The 24,578-nt window shown below is 67.5% G+C and carries 24 protein-coding genes; 13 read left to right on the forward strand and 11 right to left on the reverse strand.

From position 1 onward, the window contains the following. Positions 1-26: 26 nt before the first annotated feature. Genes rnr through DEO45_RS08970 form a run of 3 tightly spaced genes read left to right on the forward strand, consistent with a single transcriptional unit; the run spans position 27 to position 3,672 of the window. Complete coding sequence (rnr, locus tag DEO45_RS08960; RefSeq protein ID WP_428992433.1) at positions 27-2,660, forward strand: ribonuclease R; 2,634 nt, start codon at positions 27-29, stop codon at positions 2,658-2,660. After that, positions 2,657-3,403: a 23S rRNA (guanosine(2251)-2'-O)-methyltransferase RlmB gene (gene rlmB / locus DEO45_RS08965; protein ID WP_114342708.1), complete on the forward strand. Its 747-nt coding sequence runs from the start codon at positions 2,657-2,659 to the stop codon at positions 3,401-3,403. The genes rnr and rlmB overlap by 4 nt, the downstream gene beginning before the upstream one ends. Beyond that, positions 3,400-3,672, forward strand: coding sequence for a CBU_0592 family membrane protein (locus DEO45_RS08970; RefSeq protein WP_114342710.1), 273 nt, complete (start codon positions 3,400-3,402; stop codon positions 3,670-3,672). Before rlmB ends, DEO45_RS08970 begins: the two co-directional genes overlap by 4 nt. A 27-nt stretch (positions 3,673-3,699) precedes the next feature. On the opposite strand, the gene phoU is transcribed toward DEO45_RS08970, so the two are convergent. The 6 genes from phoU to rnt form a co-directional block, all read right to left on the reverse strand. Continuing rightward, positions 3,700-4,422, reverse strand: coding sequence for a phosphate signaling complex protein PhoU (phoU, locus tag DEO45_RS08975; RefSeq protein WP_114342713.1), 723 nt, complete (start codon positions 4,420-4,422; stop codon positions 3,700-3,702). 17 nt (positions 4,423-4,439) lie between these two features. Next, positions 4,440-5,249 carry a phosphate ABC transporter ATP-binding protein PstB gene (gene pstB / locus DEO45_RS08980; RefSeq protein ID WP_114342716.1) on the reverse strand — a complete coding sequence of 270 codons (810 nt, stop codon included), beginning with the start codon at positions 5,247-5,249 and terminating at the stop codon, positions 4,440-4,442. Then, a complete protein-coding gene (gene pstA / locus DEO45_RS08985; RefSeq protein ID WP_114342718.1) occupies positions 5,242-6,108 on the reverse strand; it encodes a phosphate ABC transporter permease PstA in 867 nt (288 codons plus the stop codon). Before pstA ends, pstB begins: the two co-directional genes overlap by 8 nt. Further along, positions 6,108-7,103 (reverse strand): phosphate ABC transporter permease subunit PstC, encoded by a 996-nt coding sequence (gene pstC / locus DEO45_RS08990; RefSeq protein ID WP_428992434.1) that lies wholly within the window; start codon positions 7,101-7,103, stop codon positions 6,108-6,110. The genes pstA and pstC overlap by 1 nt, the downstream gene beginning before the upstream one ends. A gap of 106 nt (positions 7,104-7,209) precedes the next feature. Then, positions 7,210-8,244, reverse strand: coding sequence for a phosphate ABC transporter substrate-binding protein PstS (pstS, locus tag DEO45_RS08995; RefSeq protein ID WP_114342723.1), 1,035 nt, complete (start codon positions 8,242-8,244; stop codon positions 7,210-7,212). A 122-nt stretch (positions 8,245-8,366) separates the two neighbouring features. Continuing rightward, positions 8,367-9,026: a ribonuclease T gene (gene rnt, locus DEO45_RS09000; RefSeq protein WP_114342726.1), complete on the reverse strand. Its 660-nt coding sequence runs from the start codon at positions 9,024-9,026 to the stop codon at positions 8,367-8,369. A gap of 194 nt (positions 9,027-9,220) precedes the next feature. Here rnt and DEO45_RS09005 point away from each other — a divergent pair, with 194 nt between their 5' ends. Next, positions 9,221-10,498 carry a porin gene (locus DEO45_RS09005; protein WP_114342931.1) on the forward strand — a complete coding sequence of 426 codons (1,278 nt, stop codon included), beginning with the start codon at positions 9,221-9,223 and terminating at the stop codon, positions 10,496-10,498. 138 nt (positions 10,499-10,636) lie between these two features. Here DEO45_RS09005 and hflD read toward each other — a convergent pair whose 3' ends face one another. Genes hflD through DEO45_RS09020 form a run of 3 tightly spaced genes read right to left on the reverse strand, consistent with a single transcriptional unit; the run spans position 10,637 to position 12,901 of the window. Then, a complete protein-coding gene (hflD, locus tag DEO45_RS09010) occupies positions 10,637-11,260 on the reverse strand; it encodes a high frequency lysogenization protein HflD (RefSeq protein ID WP_114342729.1) in 624 nt (207 codons plus the stop codon). A gap of 10 nt (positions 11,261-11,270) precedes the next feature. Beyond that, positions 11,271-12,419, reverse strand: coding sequence for a tRNA 2-thiouridine(34) synthase MnmA (gene mnmA, locus DEO45_RS09015; RefSeq protein ID WP_114342731.1), 1,149 nt, complete (start codon positions 12,417-12,419; stop codon positions 11,271-11,273). Beyond that, the gene (locus tag DEO45_RS09020; protein WP_114342734.1) at positions 12,416-12,901 is read right to left on the reverse strand and encodes an NUDIX hydrolase; all 486 of its coding nucleotides are present in this window, start codon (positions 12,899-12,901) and stop codon (positions 12,416-12,418) included. The genes mnmA and DEO45_RS09020 overlap by 4 nt, the downstream gene beginning before the upstream one ends. Before the next feature lie 122 nt (positions 12,902-13,023). Between DEO45_RS09020 and clpS the strand changes: the two genes are divergently transcribed. Then, a complete protein-coding gene (gene clpS, locus DEO45_RS09025) occupies positions 13,024-13,350 on the forward strand; it encodes an ATP-dependent Clp protease adapter ClpS (protein WP_114342737.1) in 327 nt (108 codons plus the stop codon). A gap of 67 nt (positions 13,351-13,417) precedes the next feature. After that, positions 13,418-15,685, forward strand: coding sequence for an ATP-dependent Clp protease ATP-binding subunit ClpA (gene clpA / locus DEO45_RS09030; RefSeq protein WP_114342739.1), 2,268 nt, complete (start codon positions 13,418-13,420; stop codon positions 15,683-15,685). Between the two features lie 112 nt (positions 15,686-15,797). Here the strand turns inward: clpA and infA are convergent, their stop codons facing one another. Both infA and DEO45_RS09040 read right to left on the reverse strand, forming a co-directional pair. After that, on the reverse strand, positions 15,798-16,016 hold the full coding sequence (gene infA, locus DEO45_RS09035) for a translation initiation factor IF-1 (RefSeq protein ID WP_007508585.1): 219 nt from the start codon (positions 16,014-16,016) through the stop codon (positions 15,798-15,800). A 115-nt stretch (positions 16,017-16,131) separates the two neighbouring features. Continuing rightward, the gene (locus tag DEO45_RS09040) at positions 16,132-16,407 is read right to left on the reverse strand and encodes a polyhydroxyalkanoic acid system family protein (RefSeq protein ID WP_114342741.1); all 276 of its coding nucleotides are present in this window, start codon (positions 16,405-16,407) and stop codon (positions 16,132-16,134) included. A gap of 89 nt (positions 16,408-16,496) precedes the next feature. Here DEO45_RS09040 and DEO45_RS09045 point away from each other — a divergent pair, with 89 nt between their 5' ends. The 7 genes from DEO45_RS09045 to pgsA all read left to right on the forward strand — a co-directional run bounded on the left by DEO45_RS09045 (position 16,497) and on the right by pgsA (position 24,488). Further along, entirely contained in the window at positions 16,497-17,264 is a 768-nt protein-coding gene (locus DEO45_RS09045) for an FHA domain-containing protein (RefSeq protein WP_114342744.1), read from the forward strand. 79 nt (positions 17,265-17,343) lie between these two features. Then, positions 17,344-18,432: a 3-phosphoserine/phosphohydroxythreonine transaminase gene (gene serC, locus DEO45_RS09050; protein ID WP_114342747.1), complete on the forward strand. Its 1,089-nt coding sequence runs from the start codon at positions 17,344-17,346 to the stop codon at positions 18,430-18,432. Between the two features lie 275 nt (positions 18,433-18,707). Further along, positions 18,708-19,796, forward strand: coding sequence for a prephenate dehydratase (gene pheA, locus DEO45_RS09055; protein WP_114342749.1), 1,089 nt, complete (start codon positions 18,708-18,710; stop codon positions 19,794-19,796). Between the two features lie 8 nt (positions 19,797-19,804). Beyond that, positions 19,805-21,103, forward strand: a complete 1,299-nt coding sequence (gene aroA / locus DEO45_RS09060; RefSeq protein ID WP_189339708.1) for a 3-phosphoshikimate 1-carboxyvinyltransferase — start codon at positions 19,805-19,807, stop codon at positions 21,101-21,103. 52 nt (positions 21,104-21,155) lie between these two features. Beyond that, a complete protein-coding gene (kdsB, locus tag DEO45_RS09065) occupies positions 21,156-21,935 on the forward strand; it encodes a 3-deoxy-manno-octulosonate cytidylyltransferase (RefSeq protein ID WP_114342753.1) in 780 nt (259 codons plus the stop codon). Positions 21,936-21,974: 39 nt separating this feature from the next. Further along, positions 21,975-23,816 carry an excinuclease ABC subunit UvrC gene (gene uvrC / locus DEO45_RS09070; protein WP_114342756.1) on the forward strand — a complete coding sequence of 614 codons (1,842 nt, stop codon included), beginning with the start codon at positions 21,975-21,977 and terminating at the stop codon, positions 23,814-23,816. Between the two features lie 72 nt (positions 23,817-23,888). Continuing rightward, positions 23,889-24,488 (forward strand): CDP-diacylglycerol--glycerol-3-phosphate 3-phosphatidyltransferase, encoded by a 600-nt coding sequence (pgsA, locus tag DEO45_RS09075; RefSeq protein ID WP_114342758.1) that lies wholly within the window; start codon positions 23,889-23,891, stop codon positions 24,486-24,488. The last annotated feature ends 90 nt before the right edge of the window (positions 24,489-24,578 follow it).

Raw genomic sequence — 24,578 nt, forward strand, 5'->3', positions numbered from 1 at the left:
CGGCGCAAACATCACAAGGATCCTGAGTGACCAGAAAAACTCCCCCCCGTTCCGGGAATCCCGGCGGCACGCCTTCCACGAAGAAGCCCGCCAAGCGGGCACCGCGAGCCGCCGCTGCACCGGACAAGCGCAACAAGGCCGCCGCCGCAGGCGCCGTGCGCGACCCGAATGCCGATCGCGAGGCGCAGCGTTACGCGCGCCCGATTCCCAGCCGCGAGGCGATCCTCGCCCTGCTGGAGGAACGCGGCGAACTGCTGACCGAGGCGCGCATCGCCGAAGCGCTGGATCTCCACGACGAACCCGACCTCGAGGCGCTGCGCAAGCGGCTTGCCGCGATGGTGCGCGACGGCCAGCTGCTGCTGGGCCGGCGCGGCGGCTATGCGCCGACGCAGAAACTGGACCTGATCGCCGGCGTGGTGCTGGCCAATGCCGAGGGCTATGGCTTCCTGCGCCCGGACGAGGGCGGCGACGACCTGTACCTGTCGCCGCAGCAGATGCGTGCGGTGATGCACGGCGACCGCGTGCTGGCCAGCGTGGTCGGCATCGACCGCCGCGGCCGCCGGCAGGGCGCGATCGCCGAAGTGCTGCAGCGCCGCTCGCCGCGGCTGGTCGGCCGGGTGGTGATCGACAACGGCGTGACCCTGGTGACGCCGGACGACCGCCGCCTCGTCCAGGACGTGATGATCAAGCCGGGCAAGGAGCAGGACGCCCGCTCCGGCCAGATCGTGGTGGCCGAGATCACCGACCCGCCGACGCCGCAACGCGGACCGATCGGCGAGATCCGCGCGGTGCTGGGCGAACGCCTGCAGCCGTCGCTGGTGGTGGAGATGGCGATCGCCAGCCACGACCTGCCGCACGAATGGCCGGCCGCGGTGCTGCGCGACGCGGCGCAGGTGGAGTCGGCGGTGACCGCCGCCGAGCGCGAGGGCCGCACCGACCTGCGCCAGCTGCCGCTGGTGACGATCGACGGCGCCGACGCGCGCGATTTCGACGACGCGGTATACGCCGAACCCAAACGTGGCGGCGGCTGGCGGCTGATCGTGGCGATCGCCGACGTCTCGCACTATGTGCAGGTCGGCAGCGCGCTGGACAAGGAAGCGTTCGAGCGCAGCACCTCCACCTACTTCCCCGGCTTCGTGGTGCCGATGCTGCCGGAGACGCTGTCCAACGGCATCTGCTCGCTGAACCCGAAGGTCGAACGGCTGTGCATGGTCTGCGACATGCTGGTCGACGCCGAGGGCAACGTGACCAGATCGAAGTTCTACGACGCGGTGATGCTGTCGCACGCGCGGCTTACCTACGACAAGGTGTGGCAGGCGGTGGGCTTGCGCGAGCAGGACGCGCGCCACGAGGTGGCCGACGTGCTGCCGCAGCTGGAGAACCTGCATGCGCTGTACAAGGCGATGGCGGGCCAGCGCAAGCGCCGCGGTGCGATCGACTTCGAGACGCCCGAGGTGAAGTTCCGCCTCGACCAGACCGGCGGCGTCGAATCGATGGGCGCCACCGAGCGCAACGACGCGCACAAGCTGATCGAGGAATGCATGATCGCCGCCAACGTGCAGGCGGCGCTGTTCCTGGAAAAGAAGAGGGTCCCCGCATTGTTCCGCGCGCACGAGCCGCCGCCGGCGGAGAAGTACGAGGACCTGCAGCAGTTCCTGCGCGAGTTCAAGCTGCGCATGCCGCCGGTGGACGAGGTGACGCCGGCGGATTTCGCCGAGATCCTGCGCATGGTGCAGGATCGCCCCGAGCGCGAACTGATCCAGAGCGTGCTGCTGCGCGCGCAGAGCATGGCGGCCTATCAGCCGGACAACCGCGGCCACTTCGGCCTGGCGCTGCAGGCCTATGCGCACTTCACCTCGCCGATCCGCCGCTATCCCGACCTGCTGGTGCATCGTGCGATCCGCTATGCGCTGACCGGCGGCAAGCCGGGCGACTACACCTATACGCCTGCCGGGATGGCGGCGATGGCGATCCACTGCTCGCAGCGCGAGCGCCGCGCCGAGGAGGCCGAGCGCGATGTGGACGAGCGCTTCAAGTGCGCATGGATGGAGAAACACATCGGCAGCGAGTTCGACGGCGTGGTCACCGGCGTCACCTCGTTCGGCCTGTTCGTGGAGCTGGACGAGTCGAAGGTATCCGGCCTGGTGCACATCAGCCAGCTGATGAACGACTACTACCACTTCGACGCCACCCGCAAGCTGCTCAAGGGCGAGCGCACCGGGGCGCAGTTCCGCCTGGGCGACCACGTGCGCGTCAAGGTGCTGCGCGCCAGCCTGGAGGATCGCAAGATCGACTTCCGCCTGGTCTCGCCGCGCACGCCGGCCGCGCCGCCGCCCGCAGGGGGCAAGGCCTACGACTACGCGGCCGCGGGCGAGCGTTATTCGCTGCCGAAGAAGGCTGCGGCCAAGGCGCCGGGCATGTTCGGCCGCGCCGCGAAGGCGATCGGCCGCGCATTCGGCCGCAAGGAGGCCGTGGCCGAAGCGCCCGCGCCGCGCAGGGCCGCGTCGGGAGATAATCCGCCACCGTCCCATGCCGGCACCCGCCAGCAGACCGATGCGCAGCGTCCGCGCAAGGCCGCTACCACCCGTGGGCGGGGAATGGCGCCCGCTGCACCGGAGCCCAGGAAGCACGGCGGCCGCAAACCGAAAGGCAAGTCATGAGCGAGAGCTGGATCGTCGGCATCAATCCCGTCGAGGGCGCATTGAGCAACGATGCCGAGCGCGTGCGTGAGGTACTGGTCGAGAACGGCCAGCGCAATGCGCGCGTGCTGGAGCTGGCCGAGCGCGCGAAGAAACTGGACATCCCGGTGCGGCACCGCCCGCGCGACGAACTGGACAGACTGGCCGGCGAAGCGCGCCACCAGGGCGTGGCGGCGCGTTACGAGGCGGCGCCGGCGGCGCACGAGAGCGACCTGGCCCGCCTGCTCGAGCGCGACGGCGGCGACTCGCTGGTGCTGGTGCTCGACGGCGTCACCGACCCGCACAACCTCGGGGCCTGCCTGCGCAGCGCCGCGGCGGCGAAGGTCACCGCGGTGATCGTGCCGAAGGACCGTGCGGTCGGCCTCACCCCGGTGGCTCGCCGCGCCTCGGCCGGCGGCGCCGACCGGGTGCCGCTGATCGCAGTGACCAATCTGGCACGCACGCTGCGCGAGCTGAAGGACGCCGGCGTGTGGATCACCGGCCTGGCCGGCGACACCGACACCACCATCTACGGCATCGATTTCAAGGGGCCGGTGGCACTCGTGCTGGGCAGCGAAGGCGAAGGCATCCGCCGGCTCACCCGCGAGTTGTGCGATTTCGTGGCGAAGATCCCGATGCCGGGTGCGATGGAAAGCCTCAACGTTTCCGTCGCCACCGGCGTCGTGCTGTTCGAGGCACTGCGCCAGCGGAGCGCGAAACTATGAACCTGATGTGGCATGACTGGGCCGGTTACATCGGCGTGGTGCTGGTCCTGCTGGCGTTCCTGCTGCTGCAGGCGCACAAGCTGCACGGCAACGGCCTGACCTACCAGGTGATGAACATCGTCGGCGCGCTGGGCGTGTTGCTGTCGCTGCTGTTCGGCAGCTTCAACCTGTCCGCGTTCGTGATGGAAGTGGCCTGGGCCGCGATCGGCATCTTCGGCGTGTTGCGTGGCCTGCGCCTGCGTCGCGGGAAGGATTCGCGGTTGCCTTGAATCCGGGGCGCGTCCTGCGCCGCCGACTCACTCGCCGAGCTTGGTGATTTCCGGGTTCGAGGTGAGGTCGCGCTTGCTGCGCTGCTTGTCCAGCGGCTCTCCGGTGACCTGGAACCAGATGTTCTCGGCGATGTTGGTGGCGTGGTCGCCGACGCGCTCGATGTTCTTGGCCATGAACAGCAGATGCGTGCAAGGGGTGATGTTGCGCGGATCTTCCATCATGTAGGTGAGCAGCTGGCGGAAGTAGCCGGTGTAGGCCTCATCCAGCACGGCGTCGTCCTTCCACACCTGGTAGGCGCGTTCGGCGTCGCGGTCGCGATAGGCCAGCAGCACCTCGCGCACCTCCTCTGCGGCCAGTTCGGCCAGATGGCGCAGCCCGCCGACCGGCGCCACCGGCGCCACCATCGACAGCGGGATCGAGCGCTTGGCGACGTTGGCGGCGTAGTCGCCGATGCGTTCGATGTCGGAAGCGATGCGCAGGGCGGCGTACACGTTGCGCAGGTCGCCGGCCATCGGCGCGCGCAGCGCCAGCAGGCGCACCACGTCGTGGCCGATCTCCTGCTCCATCTGGTCGATCGCGTCGTCGTTGCCGACCACGCGCTGCGCGGCGCGCTCGTCGCGCCGTTCGAGCACGTCGATGGCCGCTTCCAGCTGGGTCACCGCCAGTTCGCCCATGCGCACGATCTCGCCGGTGAGCCTGGCCAGCTCGCTGTCGTAACTCTTGATGATGTGGTCTGTGCCGGTATTCATGATGGGGTCCTGTGTGATCAGCCGAAGCGCCCGGTGATGTAATCCTCGGTCTGCTTCTTGCCCGGCTTGGTGAAGATCCTTTCGGTCCGGTCGAACTCGATCAGCTCGCCCAGGTACATGAAGGCGGTGAGGTCGGAGACGCGCGCCGCCTGCTGCATGTTGTGGGTGACAATGACGATGGTGAACTGGCTTTTCAACTCCTCCACCAATTGCTCGATGCGGCCGGTGGCGATCGGGTCGAGCGCCGAGGTCGGCTCGTCCAGCAGCAGCACCTCGGGCTTCAGCGCGATCGCGCGGGCGATGCACAGGCGCTGCTGTTGGCCGCCGGAGAGCCCGAGCGCGTTCTGTTTCAGCTTGTCCTTCACCTCGTCCCATAGCGCGGCGCTGCGCAGCGCCTGTTCCACCCGCTTCTCCATGTCCGCCTTCGACAGCTTCTCGTGGTGGCGGATGCCGTAGGCGACGTTCTCGAAGATCGTCATCGGGAACGGTACCGGCTTCTGGAACACCATGCCGACCTTGCTGCGCAGACGATTCAGCGAGTAGCCGGGGCCGAGGATGTCCTCGTCATCGAGCAGGATCCGGCCCTTCGCCTCCAGTTTCGGATAGATCGCGTAGATGCGGTTGAAGACGCGCAGCAGGGTCGACTTGCCGCAACCGGACGGACCGATGATCGCGGTGACCTGCTTTTCCGGGATATCCATGTTGATGCCTTTCAGCGCCTGGAATCCGTCGTAGTAGAAATGCAGGTCGCGTACGGCGAGCTTCGGGGCCACCGTCGCTGCAGCGGTCTCCGGCGCCGAGCTCATGGCGAGAGCGGAATCAGTCATGGGACACCTTGGTGCGGAAGAGGATCAGGCGGGAAGCCAGGCTGAGCAGCAGCACGAACATGGTGACCACGAACGCGCCGGCCCAGGCCAGCGCATGCATCGCCTCGCCCGGGTCGTTGGCGTACTGGTAGATGATCTGCGGCAGGCTGGACATCTTGTCGATCGGGTTGAGCGCCATGTAGTTGTTGCCGAATGCCGTGAACAGCAGCGGCGCGGTCTCGCCGCTGATCCTCGCCAGCGCCAGCAGCACGCCGGTGATGATGCCCGAGCGCGCGGCGCGGATCAGGATCTGCAGGGTCAGCTTCCACTGCGGCACGCCCAGCGACAGCGCCGCCTCGCGCAGGGTGGATGGCACCAGCCGCAGCATCTCGTCGGTAGTGCGCACGATCACCGGCAGCGCGATCAGCGCCAGCGCCACGCCGCCGGCGAAGCCGGAGAAGGTGGTGCTGCCGTGGGTGAGGGCAGTACTCGGCAGTACGATGATGGTGTAGACGAACAGGCCCATCACGATCGACGGCGCCGACAGCAGGATGTCGTTGAGGAAGCGGATCGATTCGCCCAGCCGGGTGCGGTCGGCGTATTCGGCCAGCCAGGTGCCGGCCAGCACGCCGATCGGGGTGGCGATGGCGATGCCGATGAAGTTGATGATCAGGCTGCCGACCATCGAGTTCAGCAGGCCGCCGTCCTCGCCGTAGGCAGTGACCTTGGTGAACAGTTTCAGGTCCAGTGCGCCGATGCCCTGGCGCAGCGTTTCCCACAGGATCCAGGCCAGGAAGGCCAGGCCGACCAGGGTGGCCAGCATGCTCAGCGTCATCGCGGCCGCGTTGGTGATGCGGCGGCGCAGGTACAGCGCGCTCATCAGCGACCCTCCTTGCTGGCCAGCCGGCGCAGCATCAGCCGGGCGATCAGCAGCACGACGAAGGTGACCACGAACAGCAGGAAGGCCAGCGCCATCAGCGCGGACTTCTGCAGGCCCGCCGCCTCGCTGAACTGGTTGGCGATGGTCGAGGCGATCGAGGCGCCGGGGTCGAGCAGCGAGGCCGACAGGTGCATGGCGTTGCCCAGCACGAAGGTCACCGCCATGGTCTCGCCCAGCGCACGGCCGAGGCCGAGGAAGATGCCGCCGATCACCGCCGAGCGGGTATACGGCAGCACGATGTCCCAGGACACCTCCCAGGTGCTGGAGCCGAGCGCGTAGGCCGATTCCTTCAGCCGGGTCGGCACGGTCTGGAACACCTCGCGCATCACCGAGGAGATGAACGGGATGATCATGATCGCCAGTACGATGCCGGCGACCAGGATGCTGGCGCCGAACGGATAGTCGCTGCCGAACAGCTTGCCGACGAACGGCACATGCCCGGCGACCCACGACAGCTTGCCGTCGTCGGGCTTGTTGCCGAGGTTGCTGGTCAGCCACGGTTTGACATGGTCGGCGAAGAACGGGGCGAAGATGAACAGGCCCCACATGCCGTAGATGATCGAGGGGATGCCCGCTAGCAGCTCGATGGCCGAGGCGACCGGGGTGCGCATCCAGGCGGGCGCGACCTCGGAGAGGTAGACGGCGATGCCGAAGCTGATCGGCACCGCGATCAGCAGCGCAATGAACGAGGTGGCGATGGTGCCGTAGACCGGCACCAGCGCGCCATAGACATCGTTGCCCGGATCCCATTCCGAACTGACCAGGAAGTGCCAGCCGAAGGTGCCGAACGCATCACGGCCGCCCCACAGCGTGGCGCCGGCGGCACCAAGCAGCGAGGCCAGCACGATCAGTGCGCAACCCTTCAGCAGCCAGCGGAACAGCCGTTCGTTGCGGGCATCGCGGCGACTGCGCTGTTCCAGGATGTCGGTGGACATGATGGATGCTTCGATGGCTGGCATGGTGATCCAGTAGGAGGGTTGAAAAATCCGACGCCCCCGACGGCAGGGCCGGCGGGGGCGTCGGCTTTCTTGCTTTACGTTATCAGTGCTTGAACTCGGACGCCCAGTACGCCTCGATCTGGCTGACCAGGGTCGCCGGCAGCGGCACATAGTCCAGCGCGCTCGCGGCCGCCTGGCCGTGCTCCAGGGCGGACTTGAAGAAGTCGAAGGCGACCTTGCTGTTGGCGGCGTTCTTCGGCGACTTGTACATGATCACCCAGGTGGTGGCGGTGATCGGCCAGGCCTGTTTGCCCGGGGCGTTGGTCATGATCAGGTTGAAATCCTTCGCATGGGCCCAGTCGGCGGTGGCAGCCGCGGCGGCGAAGCTTTCGGCGTTCGGCGAGAGCACCTTGCCGGCGGCGTTCTTCATGTTGACCCAGCTGATCTTGTTCTTCACCGCGTAGGCGTACTCGACGTAGCCGATCGAGCCCTTGATCTGGCGCACGTACTGCGACACGCCCTCGTTGCCCTTGCCGCCCACGCCGGTCGGCCATTCCACGGCCGTGCCGAACTTCACCTTCTCGGCCCATTCCGGACTGACCTTGGACAGGTAGTTGGTGAAGTTGAAGGTGGTGCCCGAACCATCCGAGCGATGCACCACGGTGATCTTGCCGGCCGGCAGGCTCAGGCCGGCGTTCAGCGCGGCGATCTTCGGGTCGTTCCAGTTGTTGATCTTGCCCTGGAAGATGTCAGCCAGGGTGGCGCCGTCGAGCTTGATCTGGCCGGCCTGCACGCCGGCGATGTTGACCACCGGCACGATGCCGCCGACCACGACCGGGAACTGGCCCAGGCCGAACTTCTTCAGGTCCTCGGCTTTCAGCGGCGCGTCGGAGGCGCCGAAGTCGATGGTGCCTTCCTTGATCTGCGCGATGCCGGCGCCGGAGCCGACCGACTGGTAATTGAGGTGGTTGCCGGTCTTCTCGGCATACGCAGCCGACCACTTGGACATGACCGGGTAGACGAAGCTGGAACCGGCACCGGTGATGTCGGTGGCGTTTGCAGCGGCGCCGAACGTCGAAGCCACCGCCAGTGCGGCAACGGCAGCGAAGCGAAGCGGGGATTTATGGTTGATCGACACGGTGGCTCCTTGGGTGAGGTCGGATGCGACCCGGCCATTTCAGGCTCTGCGTGTTGCCATTGAATGAAATGAATGTTGCAGTCAAATGACAAACTGTCATCTTTCCGGTCGCCCGGCCGTGTTCAGGCCGCGTCGAGGCCGGCGTGGAGCTGCTCGATCGATTCCAGCTGGCGCCAGCGGTTGACCACGCTGCAGAACAGGTCGGCAGTGCGCTCGGCGTCGTAGACCGCCGAATGCGCCTCGCTGCTGTCGAAGGCATGGCCTGCGGCCAGCACGGCCTTGCTCAATACGGTCTGGCCGTACGCAAGGCCGCCGAAGCTGACCGTGTCGAAGCAGCTGAACGGGTGGAACGGGTTGCGCTTGTGCCCGGTACGGCGCACTGCCTGGTTCAGGAAGCCAAGGTCGAACGCGGCGTTGTGGCCGACCAGGATCGCCCGCTGGCAGCCGGCTTCGCGCACCGCCTCGCGTACCACCTTGAAGATCAGGTCCAGCGCCAACTGTTCGGCCAGGGCGCCGCGCAGCGGGTTGTCCGGGTCGATGCCGGTGATCTCCAGCGAGCGCGGATCCAGATTCGCCCCCGGAAACGGCTCCACATGGGTGGACACGGTGGGTTGCCGGTGCAGGTAGCCGCCGGCATCCATGGCCAGCGGCACTGCGGCGATCTCGAGCAGGGCATCGTGCTCGGCGTCGAAACCGCCGGTTTCCACGTCGACCACCACCGGCAGGAAACCGCGAAACCGGTCGGCCATGCGCGGGATGTTGTTGTTTTCGGGCGTTTCCATCCATGAAGCATATCAGCCGGTGCACGGGGCGTAAGCCGCATGCCTGCCGGGGATATCGAGGTGTTGTCTTGAATCTGTCATCAAAGCAGCATCCAACCGTAAAGAAGCCTAGGCAAACTTTTAACGAATCGCTGGCCAACCGTCAGGTCGAAGGGGCGATCGAGATGTTTTCCACCAAACTTGCGGAGAATGACATGCGTTCCAAACTGATTGCGGTAGCGATTGCCGCCGGCCTCGGCGTCACCAGCTTCACCGTCGCCGCGGCGCCGGCACAGAAGTCGCACAAGTCGCACACCACCACGGCCCCGGCTGCCAGCAATGCCGAAGTCGAGGCGCTGAAGGCGCAGCTCGCCGCGCTGCAGTCCAAGGTAGATGAGCTGGAACAGCGCACCGATGCGCAGTCCGACATCAACGTCAGCACCGGCCAGGCAGTGGAGAAGGCCTCCAACGTGACCGCGTCCAGCGACAAGAAGCTGGCCGCGCTGGAGAAGGCGATCAACAACACCTCCATCTCGGGCAAGATGTTCTTCGACTTCACCAACATCAGCGACAAGAACAGCGACAAGGGCAAGACCGACAAGTCGGGCACCGGCATCGACGTCAAGCGCTTCTACTTCGGCGTCACCCACAAGTTCAACGACGTGTGGTCGGCCAACCTGACCACCGATTTCAACTACGCCAGCGCCATCGGCCAGACCAGCCTATTCGTCAAGAAGGCCTACGTGCAGGGCAAGTTTGACGACGCCGCCGTGCTGCGCATCGGTTCGGCCGACATGCCGTGGATTCCGTTCGCCGAGAACTACTACGGCTTCCGCTACGTCGAGAACACCCTGGTGGACCGCCTGAAGTACGGCGCCTCGGCCGACTGGGGCCTGCACATGGGCGGCGACGTGGGCGCCAGCAAGTCGCTCAACTACGCAGTGTCCGTGGTGAACGGCGCAGGCTACAAGAATCCGGGCCGCAGCAAGGGCGTGGACGTCGAAGGCCGTGTCGGCTTCGTGCCGTTCGACAACATGATCGTGGCAGTGGGCGGCTACAGCGGCCACCTGGGCAAGGAAACGCAGAACATCAGCGCGGCGCATACCGCCCAGCGCGGCGACTTCATGGTGGCCTACGCCGACAAGTCGTTCCGCCTCGGCGCCGAGTACTTCACCGCCAAGAACTGGAACAACGTGCTGAGCCCCCTGGCGGACAAGGCCAATGGCTACTCGGTGTGGGGCAGCGTGCTGGTCGCCGACGGCCTGACCCTGTTCACCCGCTACGACAACGCCAAGCTCAGCAAGGACCTGGACCGCAACGCCAAGGACGTCTACTACAACCTCGGCCTGGAGTACCAGGTGACCAAGGGCTTCAAGCTGGCCGGCGTGTGGAAGCACGAGAAGGCCGACAAGTCGGTCACCACCCCGGTGCCGCCGCACGTGCAGAACGTGAAGACCAACGAGATCGGCGTGTTCGGCGAGGTTTCGTTCTAAAACTGTCACATTGCCGCGGCATACTGCCTCCAGCCGGACGGCAGCCGGCTACGGTTATCGCAACGGAGTTCTACCCATGGACGGAAAACGGCGGGCATTGCCCGCCGTTTGCTTTTCCGTGGTTCGAACCGTCTGCTGTCAGCGCTGATCCAGCGTCGCCCCGGTCAACAGGCCGCGCGCCAGCATGCTGCACTGGCGCCGGTGCAGCAGCAGTTGCCACTGGCGTCCGCCGACCTGCCGCCACAGCACCGCCGAGCGCACCGCCGCCAGCAGGCTGGTGCGCACCTTTTCCACCACGGCGGGCTGCTGCAGCTGCAGCGGGTTGCCGCTGACCATGACGCGCGGCTTGAGGATCGACAGGGTGGATGCGTACACCTCGGCCAGTCGGCTGCAGACCTGGCCGGAATCCACGCCGAAATGGTCGACCTGGCGCTGCGCGGCGAGAATGCCTTGCTGGAGCTTGTCGCGCAGGTCCGCCCGGGCTGACAGGCTGCGTTCCAGCCGCATCACGGTCACCGCCATGCGGGTTATTGCCATGTCGCGGTCGCTTTCGTCGAGCTGGGCGATCAGGCTGCGCAGGCCGAGCCGGACGTTGGAGATGCTGCCATATACGCCGACCACCGAAGGTGCGTCGATGCGGAACACGCTGGCCACACTGGCCTCCATCGCGCCTTCGTCGCAACGGCCGTCATTGGCCAGCTGCTGCGCCAGCGCGCAGGCCTGGAACAGGCCGGCCAGGGCGAGCACGCGTTCTTCGGTCATGGAAAAGGTTTCAAACACGGGGCGATGATTCTCTTGCAGGATGCGTGGGGGAAGGGATGAATGCCGGCAGCGGGCCGCCGTAGGGCGCGTCGGTGGCGGCGATCACCGCGCCGCCCAGGCAGACCTCGCCATCGTAGAGCACCACCGACTGCCCCGGCGTCACCGCGCGCTGCGGTTCGTCGAAGCGGATCTCGAGGCCGCAGGGTTGCACGTCGACCGTGCAGGCCTGGTCGGACTGGCGGTAGCGGGTGCGGGCGGTGCAGCGGAAATGGGCGGATGGCGCCGCGCCATCGATCCAGCTCGGCGTCTCCGAATGCAGCCGCTGCGAATACAGCCAGCGGTTCTCGCCGCCCTGGGCCACGTACAGCACGTTCGCCGCCACGTCCTTGCCCACCACGTACCACGCCTCGCCGCCGGCGCCGTGACGGCCGCCGATGCCCAGCCCGTTGCGCTGGCCCAGGGTGTAGTACATCGCGCCCTGGTGTTCGCCGACCAGTTCGCCGCCGGGGGTACGCATCTCGCCGGGACGGGCCGGGATGTAATGGGAGAGGAAGTCGCGGAAATCGCGCTCGCCGATGAAGCAGATGCCGGTGGAGTCCTTCTTCGCGTGGGTCGGCAGGGCTGCCGCGCGGGCCAGTTCGCGCACGCGCGATTTCTCGAGGCCGCCCAGCGGGAACAAGGTGGCGGCCAGCTGCCGCTGGCCCAGCGCGTGCAGGAAATAGCTCTGGTCCTTCGCCGCGTCCACCGCGCGCAGCAGGCGGTAGCGGCCGTCCACGCAGTCGACGCGGGCGTAATGGCCGGTGGCGATCCTGTCGGCACCAAGTGCGTGGGCCTCGTCGAGGAAGGTCTTGAACTTGATCTCGCGGTTGCACAGCACGTCGGGGTTCGGCGTACGGCCGGCGCGGTACTCGGCGAGGAAGTGTTCGAACACGCCGTCCCAGTACTCGGCGGCGAAGTTGCGCGCGTGGAACGGGATGCCGAGCCGCCCGCACACCGCCACGGCGTCCTTGCGGTCGGCATCGGTGGTGCAGGGACCGGAGCGGTCGTCCTCCTCCCAGTTCTGCATGAACAGGCCTTCCACCTCGTAACCGGCCCGCTGCAGCAGCAGCCCGGCTACCGAAGAATCGACGCCGCCGGAGATGCCGAGCATCACCTTCACGATGCGCCGCCTTCGGGAAGGTGCCCCAGTACGTCCAGCGGCAGCCGCCGACCGGCCAGCCACTGATCGATGCTCTGCAGGATCATCGGGCTGCGCAGGCGGTCGCCCAGGGCAGCGATCTCGGTTCGTGTGAGCCAGCTGGCACGGCAAATATCGGCATCCAGCGGGCGCGCCGGGTCGTGACCGATCGGGCGGGCGGCGAAGCTGAAGCGGATCACCGCATCCCCGTGCTCGGTGCTGCGCCACTGGTGCACGCCGATCAGATGCTGCAGCTGCACGGTCCAGCCGGTTTCCTCCAGCGTTTCGCGCAAGGCGGCCGCCAGCAGCGTTTCGCCATCTTCCAGGTGGCCGGCCGGCTGATTCCAGGCGAGCCGGCCGTTGACCCGCTCCTCGACCATCAGGTAGCGGTCGCCGTCGGCCACCACGCAGGCGACGGTGACGTGCGGTCGCCAGATCTCGGCGGGGGCAGGGAAGTCGGCCATGTAGGGAAACGCCGGGGCTGGAAAAAGTGTCATTGTGCCATCACCTTCCATGCCGCACCGTCGCGGGTGGATCCGGCGCCGCGGCGTATACTTTCAACCCAGAGCTCATACCACGACCCACGATGGCCCACGAACCCGAACATGAGCACGACAGCGGCCGCGGCCTGGTGCTGGAAACCGCGAAACCGGAGGTGGCGCGGCCGCCGCTGTTCCAGGTGCTGCTGCTGAACGACGATTTCACCCCGATGGATTTCGTAGTCGACGTGCTGCGCACCTTCTTCAACCTGGACCAGGAGCAGGCGGTGCAGGTGATGCTGCACGTGCATACCCGCGGGCGGGGCGTGTGCGGCGTATTCACCCGCGAGGTGGCGGAGACCAAGGTAACCCACGTCAACGAATATTCACGTTCCCATCAGCACCCGTTGCTGTGCACTATGGAAAAGCTCTGAGCACCCCCATTTTGTGCTGATCGCGGCGCCGCAGGCCGCTCAACCATTGCAAGCGGAGACGATCCGAATGTTCAGCAAGGATCTGGAAGTCACCATCGGCCAGTGCTACAAGCAGGCCCGCGAACAGCGCCATGAATTCATGACGGTGGAGCACCTGCTGCTGGCGTTGACCGAGAACCAGTCGGCGCTCGGCGCCCTGCGCGCCTGTGGCGTGGACCTGCCACGGCTGTCGGCCGACCTGGTGCGCATCATCAACGAAACCGTGCCGGTGCTGCCGTCCGGCGACGAGCGCGATACGCAGCCCACGCTGGGCTTCCAGCGCGTGTTGCAGCGCGCCGTCTATCACGTGCAATCCTCCGGTCGCAAGGAAGTCACCGGTGCCAACGTGCTGGTGGCGATCTTCGGCGAAAAGGATTCGCACGCGGTGTATTTCATGCACCAGCAGGAGATCACCCGGCTCGACGTGGTCAACTACATCTCGCACGGCATCGCCAAGATCGGCGACGAGCCGGCCGCCGGGGTCTCCGGCGGCGAGCGCGAGGGCGAGGAGGGCGGCGAGCCGAAGGGCAACCCGCTGCACGAGTTCGCCAGCAACCTCAACGAACTGGCGCTGGAAGGCAAGATCGACCCGCTGATCGGCCGCGCCGACGAGATCGAGCGCACCATCCAGGTGCTGTGCCGCCGGCGCAAAAACAACCCGCTGTACGTGGGCGAGGCCGGCGTGGGCAAGACCGCGCTGGCCGAAGGCCTGGCCAAGCGCATCGTCGACGGCGAGGTGCCCGAGGTGCTGGAAAGCGCCACGATCTGGTCGCTCGACCTGGGCGCGCTGGTGGCCGGCACCAAGTACCGCGGCGACTTCGAGAAGCGCCTGAAGAGCGTGATCGCGCAACTGAAGAAGCAGCCGGGCGCGATCCTGTTCATCGACGAGATCCATACCATCATCGGCGCCGGCTCGGCGTCGGGCGGCACCATGGACGCGTCGAACCTGATCAAGCCGATGCTGGCTTCCGGCGAACTGCGCTGCATCGGCTCGACCACGTTCCAGGAATACCGCGGCGTGTTCGAGAAGGACCGCGCGCTGGCCCGCCGCTTCCAGAAGATCGACGTGGTCGAGCCGACCGTGGCCGACAGCATCGAGATCCTCAAGGGCCTGCGCTCGCGCTTCGAGGAGCACCACCACGTGGCGTATACCAACGAGGCGCTGAAGGCGGCGGTGGACCTGTCGGTGAAGCACATCCCCGACCGGCTGCTGCCGGACAAGGCGATCGACGTGATCGACGAGGCCGGCGCGCGCCAGCGGCTGCTGCCTGAAGAGCAGCGCACCGGCCGGGTCGACGTCGGCGAGGTCGAGTACATCGTGGCCAAGATGGCGCGGATTCCGGCCAAGCAGGTGTCCGCCTCGGATCGCGACGTGCTGAAGAACCTCGAGCGCAACCTCAAGATGGTGGTGTTCGGCCAGGATCCGGCGATCGAGGCACTGGCCGCCTCGATCAAGATGGCCCGTTCCGGCCTGGCCGATCCGTCCAAGCCGATCGGCTGCTTCCTGCTCGCCGGCCCGACCGGTGTGGGCAAGACCGAGGTCACCCGGCAACTCGCCATGCAGCTGGGCATCGAGATGATCCGCTTCGACATGTCCGAGTACATGGAGGCGCATTCGGTGTCGCGGCTGGTCGGTGCACCCCCGGGCTACGTCGGCTTCGACCAGGGCGGCCTGCTGACCGAGGCGATCACCAAGCACCCGCACGCCGTGCTGCTGCTGGACGAGATCGAGAAGGCGCACCCGGACGTGTTCAACATCCTGCTGCAGGTGATGGACCGCGGCGTGCTGACCGACACCAACGGCCGCGAGGCGAACTTCAAGAACGTGGTGGTGGTGATGACCACCAACGCCGGCGCGGCCATTGCCGCACGGCGCAGCATGGGCTTCATCGAGCAGAAGCACGAGTCGGACGCGATGGAAGTGATCCGCCGGATCTTCACGCCGGAGTTCCGCAACCGGCTGGACGCGATCATCCAGTTCGGCGCGCTCGACTTCGAGCACATCCTGCGCGTCGTCGACAAGTTCCTGATCGAGCTGGAGAGCCAGCTCGGCGAGAAGCGCGTGAGCCTGGACGTGGACGCCGACGCCCGCCGCTGGCTGGCCGAGCACGGCTTCGACCCACAGATGGGTGCGCGGCCGATGGCGCGGGTGATCCAGGAAAAGGTGAAGCGTGCGCTGGCCGACGAACTGCTGTTCGGCAAGCTGGTCGATGGCGGCGTGGTGCACCTGAGCGTGGCCGACGGCGAGCTGAAGGTCGATTGCAAGGCGGCCGGGAAGCTTCCGGCGGTGGTCTAATAGCCGCCGCGGGAAAAATGACGAGGCAAAGCAAAGGCGGCGCATTGCGCCGCCTTTGCTTGTCCGACACCGCCGCCCCGTTGCCGCATCGCCGCGCGCAGGCGCGGCCGAGCTACTTCATGCGGTAGGTGATGCGTCCCTTGCTCAGGTCGTACGGGGTCATCTCGATCTTGACCTTGTCGCCGGTAAGGATGCGGATGTAGTGCTTGCGCATGCGGCCGGAGATGTGGGCGATGATGACGTGCCCGTTCTCCAGCTGTACACGAAACATGGTGTTGGGCAGGGTCTCCTGGACCGTGCCTTCCATTTCGATGACGTCGTCTTTGGCCATGTGTTCCGGGGTTCACGCGCAGCCGTCATGGCCGCGTAAGCCGTCGATTATGCCACGGATGTACGCCTGGTCAAAGAATCGTCAGCACGGATCGCCGGATCGAGCCGGATCGGCGTCAGGCGAAATGCTCATCCAGCTTGCGCCGGATTTCCTGCTCGATGGTGTTCTTCAGCGGCGCCAGCAGCAGGCCCAGCTCGGCCCTGACCTGGATCGCGTCGCTGCCGACGGCGATCGAGCCGCTGACGCCGGGACGGGAAAACAGCAGGGTATCGCCCTGCCAGCGATCGTCCGTGCCGAACTTTTCGCGCATGCGTGCGGCCACCCGGTCGACCACGGCGCGGGCCTCGGCAACCGGTAATTGGTGCGGGTGGTGGATATCGATCCTGGGCATGACGGACTCCGCGGGAAACGACGCATCTTAATGCCTGGAGCGCGACGGACCGCATGCTAGAGTTTCGCTGTCCATCGACCGGCTCATCCATGCGTATCGAATTTCCCAATGCGGCCCGTGAGGATTTCCATTGGGCGCAGGCGCAGCTGCGCATCGGCAGCGCGCCCGACAACGACCTGGTGCTGGCGGCCGGCCAGGCGGCGCCGCAACACCTGCGGATCCAGCAGGATCGCCGCGGCTGGGTGCTGCAGGTGCTGCCGTCGGCCGATCGCATCTACGTCAACGCCCGACCGGTGCGCGAGCGCGCCCTGCTGCGCGCCGGCGACGTGGTCAGCGTCGGCGATTGCCGCATGCTGCTGCGTGCCGACGAGGACCCGGCCCGGCGACCACCGCTGAGCGTGCCCGAACAGGGGCACTGCACGGTGGCGCTGCGCGCCGTGGCCGGCCCGCTGTCCGGACGGGTGCTGCCGCTGCGGGACAGCCTGGAGTTCGGTTCCCACGGCGATTGCCCGCTCGAGTTGCCGCAGGGCGATGCCATTGCCTTGCGCATTTCCTGGCACGAGGGCCAGTTGCTGCTCGAAGTCACCCAGCCGTCCGCGCACCACTTGCTGCGGGTCAACGGCGTCGCCGTGCAGCAACTGCCCCTGCAGCCCGGCGACCAGCTTGGCGTGGCGATGCACCGCTTCGTGGTGGATGGACCGGGCATGGAACCCGAGCCGGAAATCACGCTGCCCGAACCGCCGCCGCAACACCTGCCCGAAGAGGCCGCCGGGCCCAGCGGCGAGGTATGGTGGCTGATCGTCACCGCCGCCGTGCTGGCACTGGGCATCGCCCTGGTCCTGCTGATCCGCTTCTGAGAGCCTGCGCCAAGGGTTGACCTTGCCATGCTGCGCCGCGCCATAATGCGCGAACACCCTCGACAGGACGCAGGCGCACGTGAGCAGAGTCTGGAATTTCAGCGCCGGCCCGGCGGCGCTGCCGCTGGCGGTACTCGAACGCGCCCAGCGCGACATGCTGGACTGGAACGGCAGCGGTGCCTCGGTGATGGAGCAGTCCCACCGCGGCAAGCGCTTCATCGCGATGGCCGCGCAGGCCGAGGCCGACCTGCGCGAGTTGATGCAGATACCGGCCGACTACGCCGTGCTGTTCCTGCAGGGCGGCGCCACCCAGCACTTCGCGCAGATCCCGATGAACCTGGCCGGCGAGGGCGACAGCGCCGATTACGTCGTCAGCGGGCACTGGAGCGCAAAGGCGGTCAGCGAAGCCAGACCCTACGTGCGAGTGAACGTGGCGGCCAGCAACGAGCCGCACGACTTCCTGCAGCTGCCGCCGCGCGACAGCTGGCGGCTCGACCCGGGTGCCGCCTACGTGCACTACACGCCGAACGAGACCATCCACGGCGTCGAGTTCCACGACATCCCCGACGTCGGCGGCACGGTGCCGCTGGTGGCGGACCTGTCCTCGAACATCCTGTCCGAGCCGCTGGAGGTGAGCCGCTTCGGGCTGATCTACGCCGGCGCGCAGAAGAACATCGGCCCGTCCGGGCTGGTGCTGATGATCATCCGCCGCGACCTGCTGCAGCGGGCTGGCCGGCCGATGGCGCGGATCTTCCGCTATGCCGAGCACGCCGCCGCCGATTCGATGCTCAACACGCCGAACACCTGGGGCTGGTATGTGGCCGGGCTGACCTTCCAGTGGCTCAAGGAACAGGGCGGGCTCGGCACGATGGCTGCACGCAACCGGGCCAAGGCCGAACTGCTGTACCGCGCCATCGACGGTTCCGGCGGCTACTACCGCAACCCGATCGAGCTGTCCGCGCGCTCGCGCATGAACGTGCGTTTCACCCTGCACGACGGTGCGCTGGACGCGGCGTTCCTGCAGGAGTCGGAGGCGGCGGGCCTGCTCGCGCTGAAGGGCCACAAGGCGCTCGGCGGGATGCGCGCATCGCTGTACAACGCTGTGCCGCTGGAAGCGGTCGAGGCGCTCGTGGCGTTCATGCGGGATTTCTCGCAGCGGCATGGCTGAGAGGTTGTGAGTTTTTCAACCTCTCAGACCGGCCACGGCGAGGGCATGGATGCCCGAGTTGAGGCAACGCAGGGAGCAGTTGCCCGAGGGCCGGGCATGAAACAGTCACGCAGTGACTGTTTCATGTGAGCGAGTCCGGGCGTGTACCGTACTCGCGACAGAAGAAAACCACAGGAAGTGGTTTTCTCCACAAGCTCTGATCGCACGAAAGCGGGATTTTCAGGCAAGATGCCGCTTCATCATTTGGACTTCCATCCATCCAGGCGGCTGTACGCATGACCGACCCGAAGACCCCGTTGAGCGAGATGCGCGAGCGCATCGACAGCATCGACCGGCAGATCCAGCAGCTGATATCCGAGCGCGCCCGGCACGCGCAGACCGTGGCCAAGGTGAAGGGGGAGGGGCTTTCCGCGATCGACTACTACCGCCCCGAGCGCGAGGCGCACGTGCTGCGCATGGTGGTGGACCGCAACCAGGGCCCGCTGTCCGACGCCGAGATGGTGCGGCTGTTCCGCGAAATCATGTCGTCCTGCCTGGCCCAGGAAGACCCGCTGAAGATCGGCTTCCTCGGCCCGGAGGGCACCTTCAGCGAGCAGGCCGTGCGCAAGCACTTCGGCCACGCCGCCTATGGCCTGCCGCTGGGCAGCATCGAGGAGGTGTTCCAGGAAGTCGCCGCCGGGCACGCCGACTTCGGCGTGGTGCCGGTGGAGAATTCGGGGCAAGGCATGATCCAGGTCACGCTGGACATGTTCCTTACCTCCGAAGCCACCATCTGCGGCGAGATCGAGCTGCGCGTGCACCAGTGCCTGCACTCGCTGAGCGGCCGCCTGGAGGACGTGCGCCGGGTCTACGCCCACGCGCAGTCGTTGCAGCAGTGCAAGACCTGGCTGCGCATCAACCTGCCCGAGGTCGAGTGCATCGCGGTGTCGAGCAATGCCGAGGCCGCACGACTGGCCCTGCATGCCGATGACGCGGCCGCGATCGCCGGCGAGACGGCGGGCAAGGTGTATCGCCTGAAGACCGTGGCCCAGGGCATCGAGGACCGCGCCGACAACACCACGCGATTCCTGGTGATCGGCCGCTCGCTGTTCCCGCCGTCCGGCAACGACCGCACCTCGCTGCTGATCACGGTCAACGACAAGCCGGGCGCGCTGTACGACGTGCTCAGCCCGTTCGCGAAGCACGGCGTCAGCCTGAACCGGATCGAGTCGCGGCCGGCGCATACCGGCAAGTGGCAGTACGCGTTCTTCATCGACGTCTCCGGCCACATCGACAGTCCCGCGCTGCAGGCGGCGGTGCAGGAGATCGGCACATCGGCGGCGACCATCCGCGTACTCGGCTCCTACCCGGTGGCCCTGCCTTGAGCGGCCGCATGGACTGGAGCAGCCGGGCGAACGGTCCGCTGCACGGCAGCGTGAGGGTGCCCGGCGACAAGTCGGTGTCGCACCGCGCGCTGATGCTGGCGGCGATCGCCGAGGGCGACTCGCACATCCGCGGCTTCCTCGAAGGCGAGGACACCCGCGCCACCGCCGCCGTGCTGGCGCAGCTCGGCGTGCGCATCGACACGCCGTCTTCCGGCGAGCGCGTGGTGCACGGCGCGGGCCTGCACGGCCTGCGCGGCACGACGCAAGCGCTGGACTGCGGCAACGCCGGCACCGGCATGCGCCTGCTGGCCGGACTGCTGGCGGGACAGGCGTTCGACAGCACCCTGGTCGGTGACGCCTCGCTGTCGAAGCGGCCGATGCGCCGGGTCACCGGGCCGCTGGCCCTGATGGGGGCGCGCATCGACACGCACGACGGCCTGCCGCCGCTGCACGTGCATGGCGGCCAGCCGTTGCAGGGCATCCGCTACGAGCTGCCGGTGGCCAGCGCGCAGGTGAAGTCCGCGCTGCTGCTGGCCGGCCTGTACGCCGCCGGCGACACCGAGATCATCGAGCCGCACCCGACCCGCGACTACACCGAGCGGATGCTGGCCGCATTCGGCTGGCCGATCGCGTTCGCACCGGGGCGGGCGAAACTCTCCGGCGGCCACGTGCTGCGCGCCACCGACGTGGAGGTGCCGGCGGATTTTTCCTCGGCCGCGTTCTTCCTGGTCGCCGCGAGCATCGTGCCCGGCTCCGTGTTGCGCCTGCCGGCGGTGGGCCTGAATCCACGCCGCACCGGCCTGCTGCAGGCGCTGCAGCTGATGGGTGCGGACATTGCGGTCGAGCACCGGCGCGAAGCCGGCGGCGAGCCGGTGGGCGATCTGGTGGTACGCCACGCGCCGCTGCATGGCGTCGAGCTGCCCGAGGCGCTGGTGCCGGACATGATCGACGAGTTTCCCGCGCTGTTCGTCGCCGCCGCGGTGGCCAGCGGCACGACGGTGATCCGTGGCGCCGCCGAACTGCGGGTCAAGGAATCCGACCGCATTGCCACGATGGCCGCGGGCCTGCGCGCGCTCGGCGCGACGATCGAGGAAACCCCGGACGGCGCGATCATCCACGGCGGCCGGCTCGGCGGCGGCACGGTGGAGAGCCACCTCGACCATCGCATCGCGATGAGCTTCGCGGTAGCCGGCCTGGTCGCCGCGGGAGCGGTGCGGATCGGCGACTGCAGCCACGTCGCCACCTCGTTCCCCGGCTTCCTCGAGTTGGCCAACGGCTGCGGCTTCGCGCTGCAGGTTGCGCCGTGAATCGGCCGCGCGCCACGTTGCGCTAGGCTTGCCGCCTGACCAAGGATCGTCCATGTCGAACGCGGTGCCACCGTTCATCGTCGCCATTCCCGCCCGCTACGGCTCGACCCGCCTGCCGGCCAAGCCGCTGCGCGAGATCGACGGGGTGCCGATGGTGGTGCGGGTGGCGCAACGCGCCCTGCAGGCCGGCGCCAGCCAGGTGGTGGTGGCGGTGGACGACCCGCGCATCGCCGACGCGCTGGCCGGGCAGGACGGCGTGGACATCTGCATGACCCGCAGCGACCACGCCTCGGGCAGTGACCGGCTGGCCGAGTGCGCGCAACACTACGGCTGGGCCGACGACAGCATCGTGGTGAACCTGCAGGGCGACGAGCCGTTCGCGCCGGCCGCCGGCATCCGTGCGGTGGCGCAGGCGCTGGCCGGCGACGACGCGCCGATGGCGACTCTGGCCACGCCGATCATCGACGCCGAGGAACTGTTCGATCCGAACGTGGTGAAGCTGGTGCGCGCCGCCAACGGCCGGGCGCTGTACTTCAGCCGCGCGCCGCTGCCGTGGGCGCGCGATGCGTTCGCCGTCGACCGCAACGCGCTGCCGTCCGGCTCGCCGTTCCTGCGGCATATCGGCATCTACGCCTACCGCGCCGGCTTCCTGGACCGCTACAGCCGCCTGCCGCGCACGCCGCTGGAACAGACCGAATCGCTGGAGCAGCTGCGCGTGCTGGAGCATGGCCATGCGATCGCGGTGCGGCTCACCCCCGAGCCGTTCCCGCCGGGTATCGACACGGAAGCGGACCTGCTGCGCGCGGAACAGTGGTTGCGCACGCAGCACTGAGCCACCATCTGCAGGGGTCATCGCCACTAGAATGGTCCCATGCAGTCCGCGCAACCGCCCCCTTTCGACGGCAAGGCCTTCGTCCGCACACTGACCTCCTCGCCCGGCGTCTACCGCCACTTCGACGCGGCCGGCGAGCTGCTCTATGTGGGCAAGGCGGGCAACCTCAGGAAGCGCGTCGGCAGCTATTTCCTGAAGCCACGGATGGAACCGCGCATCGCGGCGATGGTGGCGCAGATCGCCCGCGTCGAGATCACCGTCACGCGCACCGAGGGCGAGGCGCTGCTGCTGGAATCGCAGCTGATCAAGTCGCTGAAACCGCGCTACAACATCCTGCTGCGCGACGACAAGAGCTACCCATACATCTATCTGTCCAGCGGCGAGGACTACCCGCGGCTGGCCTTCCACCGCGGCGCGAAGAACCTGCCGGGGCGCTACTTCGGGCCCTACCCGAGCACCTACGCGGTGCGCGAGAGCCTCAGCCTGATGCAGAAGCTGTTCAAGGTGCGCCAATGCGAGGACAGCTACTTCCGCAACCGCACGCGGCCCTGCCTGCAGTACCAGATCGGCCGTTGCAGCGCGCCCTGCGTGGGGCTGATCAGCGTGGAGGACTACCGCAACGACGTGCGCCACGCCGAGATGTTCCTGGAAGGGCGCAGCAACGCGGTGATCGACGAACTGGCCGAGGCGATGGAGCAGGCCAGCAAGGCGCTGCAGTTCGAGCGCGCGGCGAAACTGCGCGACCAGGTGGCAGCATTGCGCCAGCTGCAGGCGCAGCATCACGTGCAGGGCGCCAGCGCCGACATGGACGTGATCGCCTGCCGCATCGAGGCGGGCCTGGCCTGCGTCAGCGTGCTGTTCTTTCGCAACGGCATCAGCCTGGGCACGCGCGATTTCTTTCCGCGCCTGCCGCTCGACGCCGAGCCGGCCGATGTGCTGGCGCAGTTCATCGCGCAGTACTACCTGGACCGACCGGTGCCGCGCGAGCTTATCCTGGGCGAGCCGCTGGCCGACCAGGAGATCCTCGCCGAGCTGCTCGGCCAGCAGGCCGGCCATGCGGTGGAGCTGAAGTCCAGCGTGCGCGGCGAGCGCGCGCAGTTCCTGCAGATGGCCGAGCGCAACGCGCAGGCTTCGCTGACCGCGCGGCTGGCCAGCCGGCAGACCCTGGGCACGCGCTTCGACGACCTGCAGAAGGTGCTCGGACTGGCGGCGTCGCCGCGGCGCATCGAGTGCTTCGACATCAGCCACACCATGGGTGAGCTGACCGTCGCCTCGTGCGTGGTGTTCGGCCCGGAGGGACCGGAGAAATCGCACTATCGTCGATTCAACATCGCCGGCATCACGCCGGGCGACGACTACGCGGCGATGCACCAGGCGCTGACCCGCCGCTTCCGCAAGGTGGCCGAAGGCGAGGGCGCGCGTCCTGACGTTCTGCTGATCGACGGTGGTAGCGGGCAGGTGGCGCAGGCGCTGGATGTGCTGAAGGAACTCGGCGTCGACGGCATCGAGGTGGTGGGCGTGGCGAAGGGGCCGGGGCGGCGCGCCGGCGAGGAGACGCTGGTGCTCGCGCGGCTTGAATCGGGAAGTCCCGGCCGCGAGCTGCATCCGGGCAGCGCATCGCCCGCGCTGCACCTGGTCGCGGCGGTGCGCGACGAGGCACACCGCTTTGCCATCAGCGGCCACCGCAAGCGGCGCGAGAAGGCGCGCGAGCGCAGCGTGCTGGAAGACGTGCCGGGCATCGGCGCACGCCGGCGTTCCGCCCTGTTGAAGGCGTTCGGCGGCATGCAGGGGCTGGAGCGCGCCGGCGTCGAGGAACTGATGCAGGTGAAAGGCATCGACCGGGGTCTGGCCCAACGCATCTACGCCAGCCTGCATGGCTGAACCTCGGCGCACGCCTTCACTCGGCACTGGCGGGCCATCGTGCGAGACTGCCTCAAATCCCTGGAACGAATCATGCGCATCAACCTGCCGACCTGGCTGACCCTCTTCCGCATTGCGCTGCTGCCGGTCATGGTGGCGGTGTTCTACCTGCCGTTCCCCGGCCACAACATCACGGCGGCGATCGTGTTCCTGCTGGCTGCGGTCACCGACTGGCTGGACGGCTACCTGGCCCGGCGAATGAACCTGACTTCGGCGTTCGGTGCGTTTCTCGACCCGGTTGCCGACAAGCTGATGGTGGCGGTGACCTTGTTCCTGCTGGTCGAATCCCATCGCGGCGGCTGGTCCGGCATCCTGATGGCGGTAACCGCGGCGATAATCGTGGGGCGCGAGATCAGCGTGTCGGCGCTGCGCGAATGGATGGCCGAGATCGGCATGCGCGCGACCGTCAAGGTCGCCTTCATCGGCAAGCTGAAGACGGTGATGCAGATGGTCGCGCTGGTGGTGCTGATCGTGCAGCACGAGAAGGCGGCCGAGGCGCTGCGGCTTTACCACATCGGCGAGGGTCTGCTGGTGATCGCCGGCGTGCTCACGATCTGGTCGGGCCTGCATTACCTGCGGGCTGCGTGGCCGAGCCTCAGCGCTGACGGGGCATCGCGCAACGGCAGTGCCTGAGGTCGGCAACCACGACATGGCGGCGCGGGCTTGACGATCCGCATCCACGTATTAGAATGCGCGGCTCCAATGCGGGAATAGCTCAGTTGG

It is taken from the genome of Rhodanobacter denitrificans (genome assembly GCF_003335105.1).
GTDB classification, from domain to species: domain Bacteria; phylum Pseudomonadota; class Gammaproteobacteria; order Xanthomonadales; family Rhodanobacteraceae; genus Rhodanobacter; species Rhodanobacter denitrificans_A.

Excerpts from the sequence above, each read along its gene's own strand:
- rlmB (WP_114342708.1), top strand. The coding sequence starts at position 2,657 with ATGAGCGAGAGCTGGATCGTCGGCATCAATCCCGTCGAGGGCGCATTG.
- DEO45_RS08970 (WP_114342710.1), top strand. The coding sequence starts at position 3,400 with ATGAACCTGATGTGGCATGACTGGGCCGGTTACATCGGCGTGGTGCTG.
- phoU (WP_114342713.1), bottom strand. The coding sequence starts at position 4,422 with ATGAATACCGGCACAGACCACATCATCAAGAGTTACGACAGCGAGCTG.
- pstB (WP_114342716.1), bottom strand. The coding sequence starts at position 5,249 with ATGACTGATTCCGCTCTCGCCATGAGCTCGGCGCCGGAGACCGCTGCA.
- pstA (WP_114342718.1), bottom strand. The coding sequence starts at position 6,108 with ATGAGCGCGCTGTACCTGCGCCGCCGCATCACCAACGCGGCCGCGATG.
- pstC (WP_428992434.1), bottom strand. The coding sequence starts at position 7,103 with ATGTCCACCGACATCCTGGAACAGCGCAGTCGCCGCGATGCCCGCAAC.
- rnt (WP_114342726.1), bottom strand. The coding sequence starts at position 9,026 with ATGGAAACGCCCGAAAACAACAACATCCCGCGCATGGCCGACCGGTTT.
- DEO45_RS09005 (WP_114342931.1), top strand. The coding sequence starts at position 9,221 with ATGCGTTCCAAACTGATTGCGGTAGCGATTGCCGCCGGCCTCGGCGTC.
- hflD (WP_114342729.1), bottom strand. The coding sequence starts at position 11,260 with ATGACCGAAGAACGCGTGCTCGCCCTGGCCGGCCTGTTCCAGGCCTGC.
- DEO45_RS09020 (WP_114342734.1), bottom strand. The coding sequence starts at position 12,901 with ATGGCCGACTTCCCTGCCCCCGCCGAGATCTGGCGACCGCACGTCACC.
- clpS (WP_114342737.1), top strand. The coding sequence starts at position 13,024 with ATGGCCCACGAACCCGAACATGAGCACGACAGCGGCCGCGGCCTGGTG.
- clpA (WP_114342739.1), top strand. The coding sequence starts at position 13,418 with ATGTTCAGCAAGGATCTGGAAGTCACCATCGGCCAGTGCTACAAGCAG.
- infA (WP_007508585.1), bottom strand. The coding sequence starts at position 16,016 with ATGGCCAAAGACGACGTCATCGAAATGGAAGGCACGGTCCAGGAGACC.
- DEO45_RS09040 (WP_114342741.1), bottom strand. The coding sequence starts at position 16,407 with ATGCCCAGGATCGATATCCACCACCCGCACCAATTACCGGTTGCCGAG.
- DEO45_RS09045 (WP_114342744.1), top strand. The coding sequence starts at position 16,497 with ATGCGTATCGAATTTCCCAATGCGGCCCGTGAGGATTTCCATTGGGCG.
- pheA (WP_114342749.1), top strand. The coding sequence starts at position 18,708 with ATGACCGACCCGAAGACCCCGTTGAGCGAGATGCGCGAGCGCATCGAC.
- aroA (WP_189339708.1), top strand. The coding sequence starts at position 19,805 with ATGGACTGGAGCAGCCGGGCGAACGGTCCGCTGCACGGCAGCGTGAGG.
- kdsB (WP_114342753.1), top strand. The coding sequence starts at position 21,156 with ATGTCGAACGCGGTGCCACCGTTCATCGTCGCCATTCCCGCCCGCTAC.
- uvrC (WP_114342756.1), top strand. The coding sequence starts at position 21,975 with ATGCAGTCCGCGCAACCGCCCCCTTTCGACGGCAAGGCCTTCGTCCGC.
- pgsA (WP_114342758.1), top strand. The coding sequence starts at position 23,889 with ATGCGCATCAACCTGCCGACCTGGCTGACCCTCTTCCGCATTGCGCTG.